Below are 12453 nucleotides of genomic sequence, written 5' to 3'. Positions count from 1 at the left end.
TTCGACGACAGAGAGCCATGACAGAACATACGCTAGCACGACTCCGCGGCGAATCGTCCCGTCGATCGTTCCTGAAGACGAGCGCACTCGCCTCCGGCGGAGCGGCCCTCGGACTCTCCGGCGTCGGCGGGGCCCAGGATGGCGATACCCGTCGCGCGGTGATGCTCAACCGGCAGTTCTCCGGCGGTGCTAGGTTCTCCATCGCGTCCGACTCGCTCGGGTGGGCACCTATCGAGAACGACGCCCAGGGCAACGAGTACAACACGCGAGTCATCAACTACCAGTTCTCGCCGGGTGCGTACGCGATGCTGTTCCTCCCGTCGGGCGTCGACGTCCAGGAGGGACAGACCTACGAGTTCCAGACCGGTCTCGGGGACTTCAACTTCGATGAGAACGCCGTCGACGACGACATCGTGTTCGACGACCCAGGAGAGATCGGACTCGTTGGCGTGCAGTTCGCTCCCGTTGAGGGCGGAGCGACGACCCAGGCCGGCAACCAGACCGCCGGTAATCAGACCGACGGCTGACTCGGCCGCCGGTCTGCCGGGGCGCGCCCGTTCTTCCAGCGGTCAGGACTCGACTCCGTCGCCCGTCAGTCGGTAGACGAGACCGTGGACGCCGAGTCCCACGACCAGAAGCGCCAGGTTCCGGGCAGGTGCGCCGAGTGGAATCGCCTCGACGGTGATCTTCCGCTCGAACAGAGGCCAGAACGGGCTCACGGGTTGCGTTCCGGGAAGGACGACGAGAACGTCGGCGGTGACGTGGCTCAGGACCCCGAGGAACGCGCCGGCGGCCGCCCACTCGAACGCGTTCCTCGCCGTGAGCCGGGAGGACCGTACCGGCCCTGCGAACCGGACGTAGGCGACGAGGAGGCCGGCGGCGAACAGGCCGACGACGACGCCGCTCGCGACGCCGAAGAGGAGCGTGTGCGTCACTCCGTGGTGCCGGACCCCCGGAACGTGCGTATCGACGTCGGGAAGGACCGCCGTCAGCAGCACGAACGCCGAGAACAGGGTCCCGGCTCTGCGACCGAGGACGAACGCCGCCGGCGCGGAGACGAGCAGCGCGACGCCGTAGTGACCGGTCGGGTACATGGCGACCGTCGGTACCGCGACGAGCGGCGTACGCCGCGGACGCTGTTAACGTTTCCGCGGGCGCCCGACCGCGCTACGGTCGACGCAGCAGGTCGAGGCGGTCCAGCCCCCACAGCGTCAGCGCGACTCCCGCGACGGTCCCGGCGACGAGGACGACCACGGTCGTCCTCCGGCCCGGCAACGGTCCCCGGAACGGGTCGAAGACGAGTTGCCAGAGGCAGTAGGAGGCGAGCGTCGTCCCGCCGAGCACGGCGAGCGGAGTGAGCGAGGGATGCACTGTCCGGCCGACGTACGGGACGAAGCATCAAAAGAGGGCCAGCGTCGGCCGCGTCCTCCGACCCCGTCGACGCGAACCTCCGATTCTTAAGACGCGTCCGCCCGCCTACCTCAACATGGACGTGCTCGAAGTCGTGGTCGTCGCGTTCTGGGCGATGCTGCCCGCGTACGTGCCGAACAACGCCGCCGTCCTGGCGGGCGGCGGCCCGCCCATCGACGGCGGGCGCGCGTGGCGCGGGCGTCGCCTCCTCGGCGACGGGAAGACCTGGCGCGGTACCGCGGGCGGAATCGCGGCGGGCGCGCTGCTCGCGCTCGCGCTGAACGCCGTCCGCCCGTCGGTCGCCGACGCCGTCGGCGTCGCGCTCCCCGAGTTCCCGCTCGCCGTCGTCGTCGCGATGCCCGCGGGGGCGATGGCCGGCGACATCCTCGCGTCGTTCGTCAAGCGACGGACGGGCCGCCAGCGCGGGGCCGCCTTCCCGGGACTCGACCAGCTGGACTTCGTCGCGCTGGCGCTGCTGTTCTCGCTGGTCGTCGCGCCCGCCTGGACGGTCGAGACGTTCTGGCCCTCCGTCCTGGCGGTCGTCGTCGTCGTGACGCCGCTCCTCCACGTCTCGACGAACGCCGGAGCCTACGCCCTCGGTCTGAAAGACGAGCCGTGGTAGAAGACGCCGGCGGACGACCGTGACCGACCCCCGGGCCGCGAACGTGGGCCCGGTCGGAGTCGTGGGAACGTCTGACGAACCATTAAGTGGCGTCGAGCTAGATACATCCGCCAACGATGGGCAACAAGAACAAGACGATCTCCTTCCGGGTGAACGAGGACTCGTTCGAGACCCTGCGGGAGATCGCCGAGAAACGCGACATCTCGTTGTCCGCGGTGTTCCGCGACTACGTCGACATGCTCGTCGCCCACGACGGGAAGGTCCGCGTGGTGCCGGAGAACCAGGTTGAGGAGGGCGAGGACGACGAGTCGTTCCCGCCGAAGGTCGAGGTCCCGAAGAGCTTCGTCCGCGAACACGAGCGCCTGGAACTGGAGGCCGAACACCTCCGCGAGCAGCTACAGGAGCATAAGGAGTACGTTCGCCACCTCCAGGAGCAGGTCGACGGCGACGCCGGAGACGAGGAGGTCGTCAACCTCGAAGAACTGGACGACGAACTCGACACCGAGGAGACCTACCGGCTGGGGTAATCGTCGGTCGGAGCGTCGCTTCTAGCCGGACAGCGACTCCTTCTTCTGCCGGGCGCGCCGTTCCATCTCGTCGTCGCCCTCGACGTCGGCGAGTTCCTCGACCGCTTCGAGGGTGCGGACCGACTGGTCGAGGAAGGAGAGGACGTCGCCGGAGTAGGCGTACACCATGTAGTCGTCGCTCATCACGTCGACGATGGCGTCCGGGCCGAGGCCCTGCTCGCGCAGTTCGAGCAGGTAGCGCATGAACTTCCGCTCCGGACAGCCGCAGTAGGGGTTGGTGTCGCAGCCGCAGTCGAGGAAGTCCTCGGTGAAGTCGAGCACGCGCTCGCGGGTCGCCTCGTCGAGCTTCTCGAGGCCGTCGCCCTGGAAGAGCAGGTCCAGGGTCGCGCCCTTGAACGCCCCCTTCGGGATGTTCGTCTCCAGCTGGGAGGAGAGCTGGCGGTGGTTCTTGACGTATATCTTGTCCGTGATAGCCACGCTTGCCCGAATCTACTCGACTGGTCCGGATAAGCGTGTCGTCGGTGCCGCGGTACGCCCGTTCGTCTCGGCGGGACGAACGGTCCGTCGGGAGACACACAAAACATATCCACGCGAACGCCAACCACCAACCATGAGCGACACGTCCGGAGTGGACCTCGCGTTCGACGAGAACGACCTGCTGCCCGCGGTCGCCCAGAGCGCAGAGTCGGGCGAGGTTCTGATGCTGGCCTACGTCACCCCCGAAGCGGTCGAGCGGACGCGCGAGACCGGGTTCGCACACTACTACTCGCGGAGCCGCGACGAACTCTGGCGGAAGGGTGCAACGAGCGGGCACGTCCAGCGCGTCGAGGAGGTCCGGGTGGACTGCGACGGCGACGCCCTCCTCTACCGGGTCGACCAGGAGGGCGGCGCGTGCCACACCGGCTTCGAATCCTGCTTCTACCGCACGCTCGACGGCGAGACGGTCGGCGAGCGAGCGTTCGACCCCGACGAAGTGTATGACTGATCCCATCGAGCGACTCCGGACCGCCGACGAGGACTGCCGAGAGGCCGAGTCCGCCGTCGCGGAGTACGGTCAGACGACCGTCGAGCGCGTCGCCGACGCCCACGAGCGCGCGACCGATCTGCTGGACCGCTACGAGGGTCGCGCGACAGGGACGGGCGACTTCGAGGCGTTCGTGACGTTCCAGGGCGAGTTCGCCGACCTCGTCGAGGCCCTCCCCGAGGACCTCCCGGAGCGCGAAACCTTCGAGCGCGCCGAGGAGATAGTCGACCGTCGGCGCATCGCCGAGCGCCACTTCGAGCAGGCCCGGGAGGAACTCGCCGCCGCGGGCGAGGTCGCCGCGCTGCTAGACGAGCGCCGGGCTGCCCGCGAGCGCTACCGCGACGCCCGGCGCGCGGTCACCCGGCGGAAGGTCGAACTGGACGACCGTATCGCCGACCTCGAACGCGTCGGCGAACTCGGGGACGCCGACCTCTCCGCGCCCGTCGAGCGACTCCGGGAACCCATCGCGGCGTACGACGACGCGGTCGCGACGGCGTTCGCCGAGTTCAAGCGCGAGACGCCCGCCCGCGAAGTGGTCGCCTTCCTCGCCGCGACGGAGAACTATCCCCTCGTTTCCTTCCGGTCGCCGCCCGAGGACCTGCGCGAGTACGTCCTCGACGCCGACGCGGGCACCGAGACCATCCCGGACCTGCTGGAGTACGCCCGCTACTCGCGGTCGAAACTCGACCACTACGTCGACGACCCCGCCGAACTCAAGCGCTGCGTTGGGACCAACGAGACGTACCTCGACCGCCTCGACGCCGAACCGCTGGCGGTCGGCTGGCCGCCCGCGCCCGCGACGGAACTGCAGTGGTGGTGCGAGGAGGCCGTCCGGGTCGTCGACCGGTTCGCGCCGCCCGACGTCGTCGAGCGACTGCACGACGTGGCGGCGCTGGCCCGCGACGAGGAGGAGTTCGAACGCCTGCGCGCCGCCGCCCGAGCACGCGATGAACTCACCGACGAGGAGCGACGTCGTCTCGAACGCGGCGAAATCGCGGCGGAACTGGAGCGCACGAGGGAGGAGCGCGACCGCCTGACGTCGGCGCTCGAGGAGTATCCCGACCGCTGAGGGGGCTACTTCTCGACGACGACGCAGGGCCGGGCGCGGTCGGCGAACTCGCGGTCCTCGGCGTCGACCAGCTTCCAGTAACTCCGCGGCCGACCGCCGGTCGCCGCCCGAATCGCCTCGTAGGAGAGCAGGTTCTCGCCCTCCAGCACGAGTTCGAACGCCTCGCGCTTGCGGCCCTCGAACTCCCGGTCGAACCGCGCCCGGCTGTAGCGGTTCGGATAGTTCAGGACGAGGTGGCCGCCCTCGCGCACGCGGTCGTACAGTTCCGCGACAGCGCGCTCGGCGTCGGCGACGAAGTAGAGCGTGGCGACGCAGTACACCACGTCGAACCGGCGGTCGACGTCGAGGGCCGGCAGGGAGTCCACGGCGAAGTCGAGGTTCTCCAGACCCCGCTCGGCGGCGCGCTCGCGGTTGTCGGCGACGACGGTCGGCGAGAGGTCGAGGCCGACGAACTCCGCGTCGGGATAGCGGTCGGCGAGCGCGAACGGACAGACCGCGGGGCCACAGCCGACCGACGCGAAGTCGTCGGGAACGCCGACCGTCTCGAAGAAGCGTTCGGCGAGGTCGACCATCGCCTCGCCGCCGAGGTAGGCGCAGCGGTCGTAGTCGGCCTCCTCGTAGAACCGCTCCCAGTCCATCATGGCCGGGCGTTGGACGGCGGGGGCCGAAGTCGATTCGGTCCCCTCCGGAACGTTTTTGTCTGTGCCTTGCTATCATCCGAACATGCCATCCGAATCCCGGCACGGTGGTATCGACCGAAAGACTCGTCCAGCCGCGGGATTCGGGTTTTTCTTCGCCGCCTGAGCGAGCGGTGGACCGTCCGGCGACGGCGGCGGTCGCGGGACTCCCGACGCCGGGCACGAAACCGCTCGCGACGCCTTCGGGGCGACCGTCGACCGGTCCGCCTTCAGAAGGGCTAAAACGGCGGACAGGGACTAACAAACAGAGACTACACCGAGAGATGAAGCTACCAGAATCACAGGCCGCGGTGCTGGAAGCCGCGAGCGCGACTGAGAAACGAACGGTCGACCAACTGGCCGAGGCGACGGGCCTCCAACCGGAGACGGTGACGGGGGCGGTCTTCGAACTCGAATCGGACGGACTGGTCGACGTGGACGAACGCACCGAGACGTCGGTCTCGCTCACCGACGAGGGCGAGGAGTACGCCGAGGACGGCCTGCCGGAGGTCCGCCTCTACGGCGCAGCACTGGACGCGGGCGCGGACGACTCGTCGGTCTCGATGGGCAAGGTCATCGGACGGTCGGACCTCGACGGCCCGCAGGTGGACATCGCCCTCTCGAACTACGCCCGGAAGGGGTACGGCAGCATCGAGAGCGGCGAGATAACCGCCGACGCCGACGCGGACCCGAAAGCCGACGCCGAGGCGAACGCCCTGGCAGCGCTCGTCGCCGGCGAGTCCGTCGAGGACGAGGACGCGCTCGACGGACTCGAACGCCGGGGACTGGTGGAGCGCTCCGAGTCCGCGGTCCGTTCGGTGACGCTGACCGACGAGGGCATCACGGCGATGATGGAAGGGGTCGAGGCGGCCGAGACCGTCGGCCAGTTGACCCCCGAGATGCTCACCTCGGGCGAGTGGCGCGACGTCGAGTTCGCCGAGTACAACGTCGAGGCCGACGCCGAGCGCGTCGACGGCGGCAAGGTCCACATCCTCCGCCAGACGGCGAACCGCGTGAAGGACGTGCTCGTCGGCATGGGCTTCCGGGAGATGGAGGGGCCCCACGCCGACGCCGACTTCTGGATAAACGACTGCCTGTTCATGCCCCAGGACCACCCGGCGCGCACCCACTGGGACCGGTTCGCCCTCTCGAATCCGACCGACATCGACGACCTGCCGGACGACCTCGTCGAGCGCGTCGAGCGCGCCCACCGCGAGGGCGTCGGCGAGGACGGTGAGGGCTACCACTCGCCGTGGAGCGAGGAGTTCGCCGAGGCCATCGCGCTCCGGGGCCACACCACGTCGCTGTCGATGCGCTACCTCTCCGGGTACGCGCAGGGGGACCTCGAACCGCCACAGCGCTTCTTCAGCGTGGAGAAGGTGTACCGCAACGACACGCTCGACCCGACCCACCTGCTGGAGTTCTTCCAGATAGAGGGCTGGGTGATGGCCGAGGACCTCTCCGTGCGCGACCTGATGGGAACGTTCGAGGAGTTCTACGAGCAGTTCGGCATCACCGACCTGCAGTACAAGCCCCACTACAACCCCTACACGGAGCCCAGCTTCGAACTGTTCGGTACCCACCCCGAGACCGGAGAACTCATCGAGGTGGGCAACAGCGGGATGTTCCGCCCGGAGGTCTTAGAGCCACTGGGCGTCGACTGCGACGTGATGGCCTGGGGTCTCTCGCTGGAACGGCTGCTCATGTTGATGTACGGTTTCGAGGACATCCGCGACGTCCACGGGACGCTGTGTGACCTCGAACTGCTGCGGGACACGGAGGTGCTACACTGATGCCAGTCGTCGACGTCGACCCCGACGAGCTACGTACGCTGACCGGCCACGGCGAGAAGGACGACGAAGAACTCAAAGACGACCTGTTCGCGCTCGGCCTGGAGTACGAGGGCGAGACGGAGGACGGGGAGATGCAACTGGAGTTCGCCCCGGACCGTCTCGACCGTCTCTCCGTCGAGGGCGTCGCGCGCTCGCTGCGCTACCAGTACGGCGACGACCGGGGCGTCTACGTCCCCGAGACCAACGACGCCGACTGGACCATCGAGGTCGAGGACGTCCCCGACGAGCGCCCGTACGTCACCGGCGCGGTCGTCCGGGGCGTCGACCTGGACGAGGCCGCGCTCGACTCGCTCATCCAGTTGCAGGAGAAGCTCCACGCCACGATGGGTCGCAAGCGCGCCAAGGGCGCCATCGGCATCCACGACCTGACGATGCTGAAAGGGCAGACGGCGACCGACGACGACGTCGGGAACTCCATCACCTACCGCGGCATCGACCCCGACGGCGACCGGTTCGTCCCGCTCGACTCGGACGCGGAGATGACGCCCGCCGAGGTCCTGCGCTCGCACCCGACCGGCGAGACATACGCGCCGCTGGTCGAGGAGCACGACCGGTATCCCGCCATCTACGACGACATCGGGCTGTTCTCGTTCCCGCCGGTCATCAACGGCCGCCGGACCGAGGTGTCCACCGAGTCCCGCAACCTGTTCGTCGAACTTACGGGCACCGACCAGTGGACCATCGACCACATGTGCACCATCATCTGCTACGCGCTCGACGCCCGCGGGGCGACCGTCGAATCGGTCGAGGTCGACTATCCGGACCGCACCCTGGTCCGGCCCGACCTCGGCGTCAGGTCGAAGACGGTCACCCACGACGCCGTCGAGCGGACGCTGGGAATCGACCTCGGTCCCGACGAGGTCGTCGACCTGCTCGAACGCTCCGGCCTCGACGGCGAGACGGCCGAGAGTGCGGACGGCGACCTCGTCTACGACGTCGAGATTCCGCCCTACCGCGTCGACGTGCTCCACCCCGTCGACGTCGTCGACGACGTGGGACGGGCGTACGGGTTCAACGACCTCTCGCCGCGCTACCCCGACGTGGGGACCGTCGGCGGCCGCCACGAGCGTTCGAACCTCGAGGACGCCGCCCGCGAGGTGCTCGTCGGACTGGGCTTCGAGGATATGCTGAACTTCCACATGATCAGCGAGGCGGACAACTTCGAGCGCATGAACGTCTCGCCCGGGGACGACGTGCTCGGGGCCGACGAGCCGGCGACCATCAAGAACCCCTACAGCGAGGACTACACGATGCTCCGCACGTGGGCGCTTCCGTCGCTTCTGGTCGTCCTGGAGAACAACACGCACCGCTCGTATCCCCAGGACCTCGCCGAAATCGGACTGGCGGCCCACGTCGACGAGAGCGAGAACACCGGCGTCGCCGAGCACCGCACCGTGGCCGGCGTGCTCGCGCGCCACGACGCCTCCTACGAGGACGCGAAGGCGCGCCTGCAGGCCGTCGCGCGCAACTTCGACGTCGAACTGACGACCCCGGCCACCGACCATCCCAGCTTCATCGACGGTCGCGCCGCGGAAGTGGTCCTGGACGGCCGGTCGGTCGGCGTCGTCGGCGAGATTCATCCGGCAGTGCTCGTGGACCACGATCTGGAACTGCCGGTGGCGGCGTTCGAGTTCCGGCTGGACGCGCTACAGTAGCTTCTCCGCGGCCGTCTCGATGTCCGCGACCGTCGCGTCCGGTTCGCCGTCGAACGGCTCCGGCGGGCTGTCGTCGCGGTTCACCCAGACGGTCCTCATTCCGGCGTGGTCGGCGCCCATCACGTCGAACTGCCCGCCGGCGACGTGCGCTATCCGGTCGATGGGCGTCCCCGTTCGTCCGGCGGCGTGGCGATAGAGGTCGGCGGCCGGCTTGAACTGCCGAATCTCGTCCGCGCTGATGGTGTCCTCGACCAGGTCCTCGATGTCCGCGTGGTCGACCAGCGAATCGAGCATCTCCGGGTTGCCGTTCGAGAGAACGTAGAGGTCGTAGCCCGCTTCGTGGAGGCGCTCCATCCCCGGGCGAACGTCGTCGAAGACGTCGAGTTCGTGGTACACCGAGAGAATTTCGTCGCGCTCGTCCGCCGAGAGGTCGACGCCGTGCGAGTCGAGCGCGTACTGCAGGGCGTGGCGGTTCAGCTCGTAGAACGGTTCGTAGGCGTCTATCTGCCCGGCGAGGAAGGAGTATTCGAGCGACCGGGTGCGCCAGAGCCGCGAGACGGACTCCGGCGTCTCGACGTAGTCGGCGAGCGCACGCTCGGCGTCGTCCACGTCGACGAGCGTGCCGTACGAATCGAAGGTGACGGTCGTGACCTCGTCCAGGTCGAACATACCGGCGGTAGACGCCCGAGTCCCTTAGAGGTCCTCGCCGATTGCGTCCTCGACCGAGTCGAAGCCGTCGCGCTCCAGCAGTTCCAGCAGCCCCGCGTTGACGTCGCGCGCGATGGACGGGCCGCGATAGACCAGTCCGGTGTACAGTTGAACTACGTGCGCGCCCGCGCGTAGTTTCCGATAGGCGTCCTCGGCGGTGAACACGCCGCCGACGCCGACGACGGGGACGTCGACGCGCTCGGCGACGAACCGGACCATCTCCGTCGCCTGGGATTCGAGCGGACGTCCCGAGAGCCCGCCCTCCTCGTCGCGGTGCTCGCTGTGGAGGTTCCGGCGCTCGGTGGTAGTGTTCGTGGCGATGACGCCGTCGAGGCCGAGTTCTCCCACGAGATCCAGCGCATCTTCGACCGCGGGATCGGGAAGGTCGGGCGAGAGCTTGACGAGCAGCGGACTCGCGCCGGCGTCCTGTAGCGTCGTCAGGATGCGTTCGAGGTTCTCCCTGTTCTGGAGTTCCCGGAGCCCCGGCGTGTTCGGACTGGAGACGTTGACGACGAAGTAGTCCGCGTGTGCGGCCACGCGCTCGTACGTGTAGAGGTAGTCCTCCTCGGCGCTCTCCAGTGGGGCCGACTTCGACTTGCCGATGTTCACGCCGACCGGCACCTCCGGGAGCGACTGGCTCGCCATGCGCGCGCCGATGCGGTCCGCACCGTGGTTGTTGAACCCCATTCGGTTGACGATGGCGTCGTCCTCCCGCAAGCGGAACATCCGCGGACGGGGGTTCCCCTCCTGGGCCTCGGCGGTCACGCCGCCGACCTCGACGTGGCCGAAGCCGAGGCTGGCCAGCGCCGAGGGAATCTGTGCATTCTTGTCGAACCCGGCGGCGACGCCGACGGGGTTCGGGAACGATTGACCGAACGCTTCGACCTCGAGTCGCGGGTCAGCCACCCGATACCGCGACGCGAGCAGTCGCTCGACCGGCGTTCCCTGGACTCCCCGGAGCAGCGCGTGGACGGTTCCGTGGGCGGTTTCGGCCGGTAGCCGGAACAACAGTGGTTTGACGGCGTCGTATCCGTTCATGAATCTCGTAGGTGAAACGACGGACATCTCGCGTGGACCTTCCACGACGAGTTCAGAATTCGTGCTCGACTTCGTCCTTGTCGGCTTTCTGGATGATGATTTTGTCTTCCCGGACGCGGACGAACACCTCGTCGCCGATCTCCATGCCGGCGACGGCCAGTTCGTCCTCGTGGAGGTTCACGTGGACGTTGTGGTATTCACCGTCTTCGTCTTTCGCGCCACTCGGGCTGAGCTTCTTTTTCCGTACCATCGAGGTATCGTATGCAGTGGTTCGCTACAGCATGTACTTAAGTGTTTTCTACCATACTGTTCTCCGCTGGCGTCCCTCTATCACGCGTACGGTTCCGAACCACTTACTTTGTCTGGCTTTTCGGCCGCCAACGCAGTATTGTATCCGAGCGGCTCATCAAATATTATAAACCTATCGAACGAAACCGCTCATATCAGCGATATATTTATAACGGCCCCTGTGCTGGGTTGGCATGGAGGAGAAAAACCATGGTACGTGACGATGGTAAGCGAAATTTCGCACTCCGCGAAACCGACGGTACCGAATCAAGTGTCTTCTCGGGTAACACTCCCCGACAAGCAGCACTGAAAGCAGCGCGTCGTCTCGAACCAGCGAGTTCAGAGGACGCAGCCGACCGTATCGAACTCCGCTTGCGAGAGAAAGGAACCGACAAAGTCCACATCTACGAGGGTTGGGCCTGGGAAGAAGAGGCGCCCTCGGACAAACCGGACTGGATGCCCGACGAGATTACAGAGGCGAACGTCGCCAAGCAAGGTATCGAACACCTGGAGGAATGACGAACCGCGCTCGTCCGTTGGAGTCGAGCCTTCACTGACTTCTCTTCGTGTAGACACACCGAACAGTCAGCTAGCGTTTTTTAGAGCTCCCTGCATACGTACCCATTGCGCGGGGCACATCCGACCGCACCGAACGCACGACGCGTGGGATGATCGGTCCGGCCTCCACCCGCGCACTAACATCGTTCTACGGTCTCCCGATCGTGACTGGACGAGGACGTTCTGGAGGTCCGACTCCGCCAGTACACGCTGACACCAGACACCGCTTCGCTCACCGTGTACGACGGGGTCGTTCTCCACGAGCTCTCGCCAGCGGGTCGACGGTGTTAGTCAATACGTCCCGAAGCGGGTCTCGTTCGACGGGGTTAAATGTAACCCTGCCATTCGTATAGATGCGAACGCCGCCCGGTGGTTTTCCCCGCCGGGTGGCCGCCCGATTCCGGAGCCTTTAAATGGCGTTCGGCGGGCGGAAGCACACCGTTCCGGTGCCCTCGACCACACGGCGCAACCGAACTATCATCATCGTCCGAAACCGTCGGACGGAGATACGTTCGATTCGACGCCCTTAAGTACAACAGGGTACTCGGAATGGATGGAAACGCGCCTTCGACGGAACCGTCGAAGGCGAGCGGAATCCGACGCCCTTAAGTAAACTGGGGGCGTTGGATAAGGACGCGAAGAAAGACTCGACGCGATTCGCGGAACGTTCAATTTGTTCCGCAATCCCGGGCCGTCAGGTGGGGGTTGCCCACCTGTTGGAGGCGCTTCGAAGGGTTTAATACTCTTCTTCGCCTCTACTCAAGTCCGGAGGAAATGAGGATTCCACCCCTGCGGTCCGCCGTACACGATGGAATCTGATGTTAGCCTTGGCAGTTCGGTGACACCCGACCAGCAGCTTGGTCTGGGGTCGTCGAACTGACGGACCACATAGCACATGCATTACGCATAGTGTCTCCGCCAGACCCACCGAGCCTTTGTGCTCGGAAACCATTCCGGTTGATCCTGCCGGAGGCCATTGCTATCGGAGTTCGATTTAGCCATGCTAGTCGCACGAGCTCAGACT

15 protein-coding genes and 1 rRNA gene are annotated in these 12453 nt (G+C 66.8%); 9 read left to right on the top strand and 7 right to left on the bottom strand.

Annotated elements, in window-relative coordinates:
* The first annotated feature begins 17 nt into the window (after window positions 1-17).
* The gene (locus tag ACRYA2_RS12730) at window positions 18-527 is read left to right on the top strand and encodes a twin-arginine translocation signal domain-containing protein (RefSeq protein WP_433628547.1); all 510 of its coding nucleotides are present in this window, start codon (window positions 18-20) and stop codon (window positions 525-527) included.
* Between the two features lie 42 nt (window positions 528-569).
* On the opposite strand, the gene ACRYA2_RS12725 is transcribed toward ACRYA2_RS12730, so the two are convergent.
* Window positions 570-1094, bottom strand: coding sequence for a metal-dependent hydrolase (locus ACRYA2_RS12725; RefSeq protein ID WP_433628544.1), 525 nt, complete (start codon window positions 1092-1094; stop codon window positions 570-572).
* Between the two features lie 73 nt (window positions 1095-1167).
* Window positions 1168-1371 (bottom strand): hypothetical protein, encoded by a 204-nt coding sequence (locus ACRYA2_RS12720; RefSeq protein WP_433628541.1) that lies wholly within the window; start codon window positions 1369-1371, stop codon window positions 1168-1170.
* Window positions 1372-1486: 115 nt separating this feature from the next.
* Between ACRYA2_RS12720 and ACRYA2_RS12715 the strand changes: the two genes are divergently transcribed.
* Together ACRYA2_RS12715 and ACRYA2_RS12710 are read left to right on the top strand one after the other, a co-directional pair.
* Window positions 1487-2032, top strand: a complete 546-nt coding sequence (locus ACRYA2_RS12715; RefSeq protein WP_433628538.1) for a CDP-2,3-bis-(O-geranylgeranyl)-sn-glycerol synthase — start codon at window positions 1487-1489, stop codon at window positions 2030-2032.
* A 116-nt stretch (window positions 2033-2148) separates the two neighbouring features.
* Complete coding sequence (locus tag ACRYA2_RS12710) at window positions 2149-2559, top strand: DUF8146 domain-containing protein (RefSeq protein WP_113274430.1); 411 nt, start codon at window positions 2149-2151, stop codon at window positions 2557-2559.
* A 21-nt stretch (window positions 2560-2580) separates the two neighbouring features.
* On the opposite strand, the gene ACRYA2_RS12705 is transcribed toward ACRYA2_RS12710, so the two are convergent.
* Window positions 2581-3036, bottom strand: a complete 456-nt coding sequence (locus ACRYA2_RS12705; protein WP_113274429.1) for a DUF5814 domain-containing protein — start codon at window positions 3034-3036, stop codon at window positions 2581-2583.
* Window positions 3037-3169: 133 nt separating this feature from the next.
* Here ACRYA2_RS12705 and hisI point away from each other — a divergent pair, with 133 nt between their 5' ends.
* Window positions 3170-3544: a phosphoribosyl-AMP cyclohydrolase gene (hisI, locus tag ACRYA2_RS12700; RefSeq protein ID WP_113274428.1), complete on the top strand. Its 375-nt coding sequence runs from the start codon at window positions 3170-3172 to the stop codon at window positions 3542-3544.
* Window positions 3537-4652: a DUF7118 family protein gene (locus ACRYA2_RS12695; protein ID WP_433628533.1), complete on the top strand. Its 1116-nt coding sequence runs from the start codon at window positions 3537-3539 to the stop codon at window positions 4650-4652. The genes hisI and ACRYA2_RS12695 overlap by 8 nt, the downstream gene beginning before the upstream one ends.
* Before the next feature lie 5 nt (window positions 4653-4657).
* Here ACRYA2_RS12695 and ACRYA2_RS12690 read toward each other — a convergent pair whose 3' ends face one another.
* Window positions 4658-5293: a class I SAM-dependent methyltransferase gene (locus ACRYA2_RS12690; RefSeq protein ID WP_433628531.1), complete on the bottom strand. Its 636-nt coding sequence runs from the start codon at window positions 5291-5293 to the stop codon at window positions 4658-4660.
* Window positions 5294-5613: 320 nt separating this feature from the next.
* Between ACRYA2_RS12690 and pheS the strand changes: the two genes are divergently transcribed.
* Complete coding sequence (gene pheS, locus ACRYA2_RS12685) at window positions 5614-7122, top strand: phenylalanine--tRNA ligase subunit alpha (protein ID WP_433628528.1); 1509 nt, start codon at window positions 5614-5616, stop codon at window positions 7120-7122.
* Complete coding sequence (pheT, locus tag ACRYA2_RS12680; protein WP_433628525.1) at window positions 7122-8837, top strand: phenylalanine--tRNA ligase subunit beta; 1716 nt, start codon at window positions 7122-7124, stop codon at window positions 8835-8837. The genes pheS and pheT overlap by 1 nt, the downstream gene beginning before the upstream one ends.
* Here the strand turns inward: pheT and ACRYA2_RS12675 are convergent.
* The 3 genes from ACRYA2_RS12675 to ACRYA2_RS12665 are packed head-to-tail and all read right to left on the bottom strand — an operon-like array spanning window position 8829 to window position 10833.
* Window positions 8829-9506, bottom strand: a complete 678-nt coding sequence (locus tag ACRYA2_RS12675; protein ID WP_433628523.1) for a haloacid dehalogenase type II — start codon at window positions 9504-9506, stop codon at window positions 8829-8831. The two genes, pheT and ACRYA2_RS12675, sit on opposite strands and share 9 nt — an antisense overlap.
* Window positions 9507-9530: 24 nt before the next feature.
* A complete protein-coding gene (locus ACRYA2_RS12670; protein WP_433628520.1) occupies window positions 9531-10583 on the bottom strand; it encodes a quinone-dependent dihydroorotate dehydrogenase in 1053 nt (350 codons plus the stop codon).
* Window positions 10584-10635: 52 nt separating this feature from the next.
* Entirely contained in the window at window positions 10636-10833 is a 198-nt protein-coding gene (locus tag ACRYA2_RS12665; protein WP_007982308.1) for a hypothetical protein, read from the bottom strand.
* A 248-nt stretch (window positions 10834-11081) separates the two neighbouring features.
* Between ACRYA2_RS12665 and ACRYA2_RS12660 the strand changes: the two genes are divergently transcribed.
* Together ACRYA2_RS12660 and ACRYA2_RS12655 are read left to right on the top strand one after the other, a co-directional pair.
* A complete protein-coding gene (locus ACRYA2_RS12660; RefSeq protein WP_113276055.1) occupies window positions 11082-11390 on the top strand; it encodes a non-histone chromosomal MC1 family protein in 309 nt (102 codons plus the stop codon).
* A 989-nt stretch (window positions 11391-12379) separates the two neighbouring features.
* Window positions 12380-12453 (top strand): 16S ribosomal RNA (locus tag ACRYA2_RS12655); the annotation flags it as partial.

Source organism: Halomicrococcus pelagicus, assembly GCF_050954125.1.
The sequence above is the reverse complement of the archived record's forward strand: the minus strand, read 5'-3'. Positions and strand labels throughout refer to the sequence as shown.

Excerpts from the sequence above, each read along its gene's own strand:
- ACRYA2_RS12670 (WP_433628520.1), bottom strand. The coding sequence starts at position 10,583 with ATGAACGGATACGACGCCGTCAAACCACTGTTGTTCCGGCTACCGGCC.
- ACRYA2_RS12660 (WP_113276055.1), top strand. The coding sequence starts at position 11,082 with ATGGTACGTGACGATGGTAAGCGAAATTTCGCACTCCGCGAAACCGAC.
- ACRYA2_RS12665 (WP_007982308.1), bottom strand. The coding sequence starts at position 10,833 with ATGGTACGGAAAAAGAAGCTCAGCCCGAGTGGCGCGAAAGACGAAGAC.
- ACRYA2_RS12675 (WP_433628523.1), bottom strand. The coding sequence starts at position 9,506 with ATGTTCGACCTGGACGAGGTCACGACCGTCACCTTCGATTCGTACGGC.
- pheS (WP_433628528.1), top strand. The coding sequence starts at position 5,614 with ATGAAGCTACCAGAATCACAGGCCGCGGTGCTGGAAGCCGCGAGCGCG.
- ACRYA2_RS12690 (WP_433628531.1), bottom strand. The coding sequence starts at position 5,293 with ATGATGGACTGGGAGCGGTTCTACGAGGAGGCCGACTACGACCGCTGC.
- hisI (WP_113274428.1), top strand. The coding sequence starts at position 3,170 with ATGAGCGACACGTCCGGAGTGGACCTCGCGTTCGACGAGAACGACCTG.
- ACRYA2_RS12715 (WP_433628538.1), top strand. The coding sequence starts at position 1,487 with ATGGACGTGCTCGAAGTCGTGGTCGTCGCGTTCTGGGCGATGCTGCCC.
- ACRYA2_RS12725 (WP_433628544.1), bottom strand. The coding sequence starts at position 1,094 with ATGTACCCGACCGGTCACTACGGCGTCGCGCTGCTCGTCTCCGCGCCG.
- ACRYA2_RS12730 (WP_433628547.1), top strand. The coding sequence starts at position 18 with ATGACAGAACATACGCTAGCACGACTCCGCGGCGAATCGTCCCGTCGA.
- ACRYA2_RS12710 (WP_113274430.1), top strand. The coding sequence starts at position 2,149 with ATGGGCAACAAGAACAAGACGATCTCCTTCCGGGTGAACGAGGACTCG.
- pheT (WP_433628525.1), top strand. The coding sequence starts at position 7,122 with ATGCCAGTCGTCGACGTCGACCCCGACGAGCTACGTACGCTGACCGGC.
- ACRYA2_RS12695 (WP_433628533.1), top strand. The coding sequence starts at position 3,537 with ATGACTGATCCCATCGAGCGACTCCGGACCGCCGACGAGGACTGCCGA.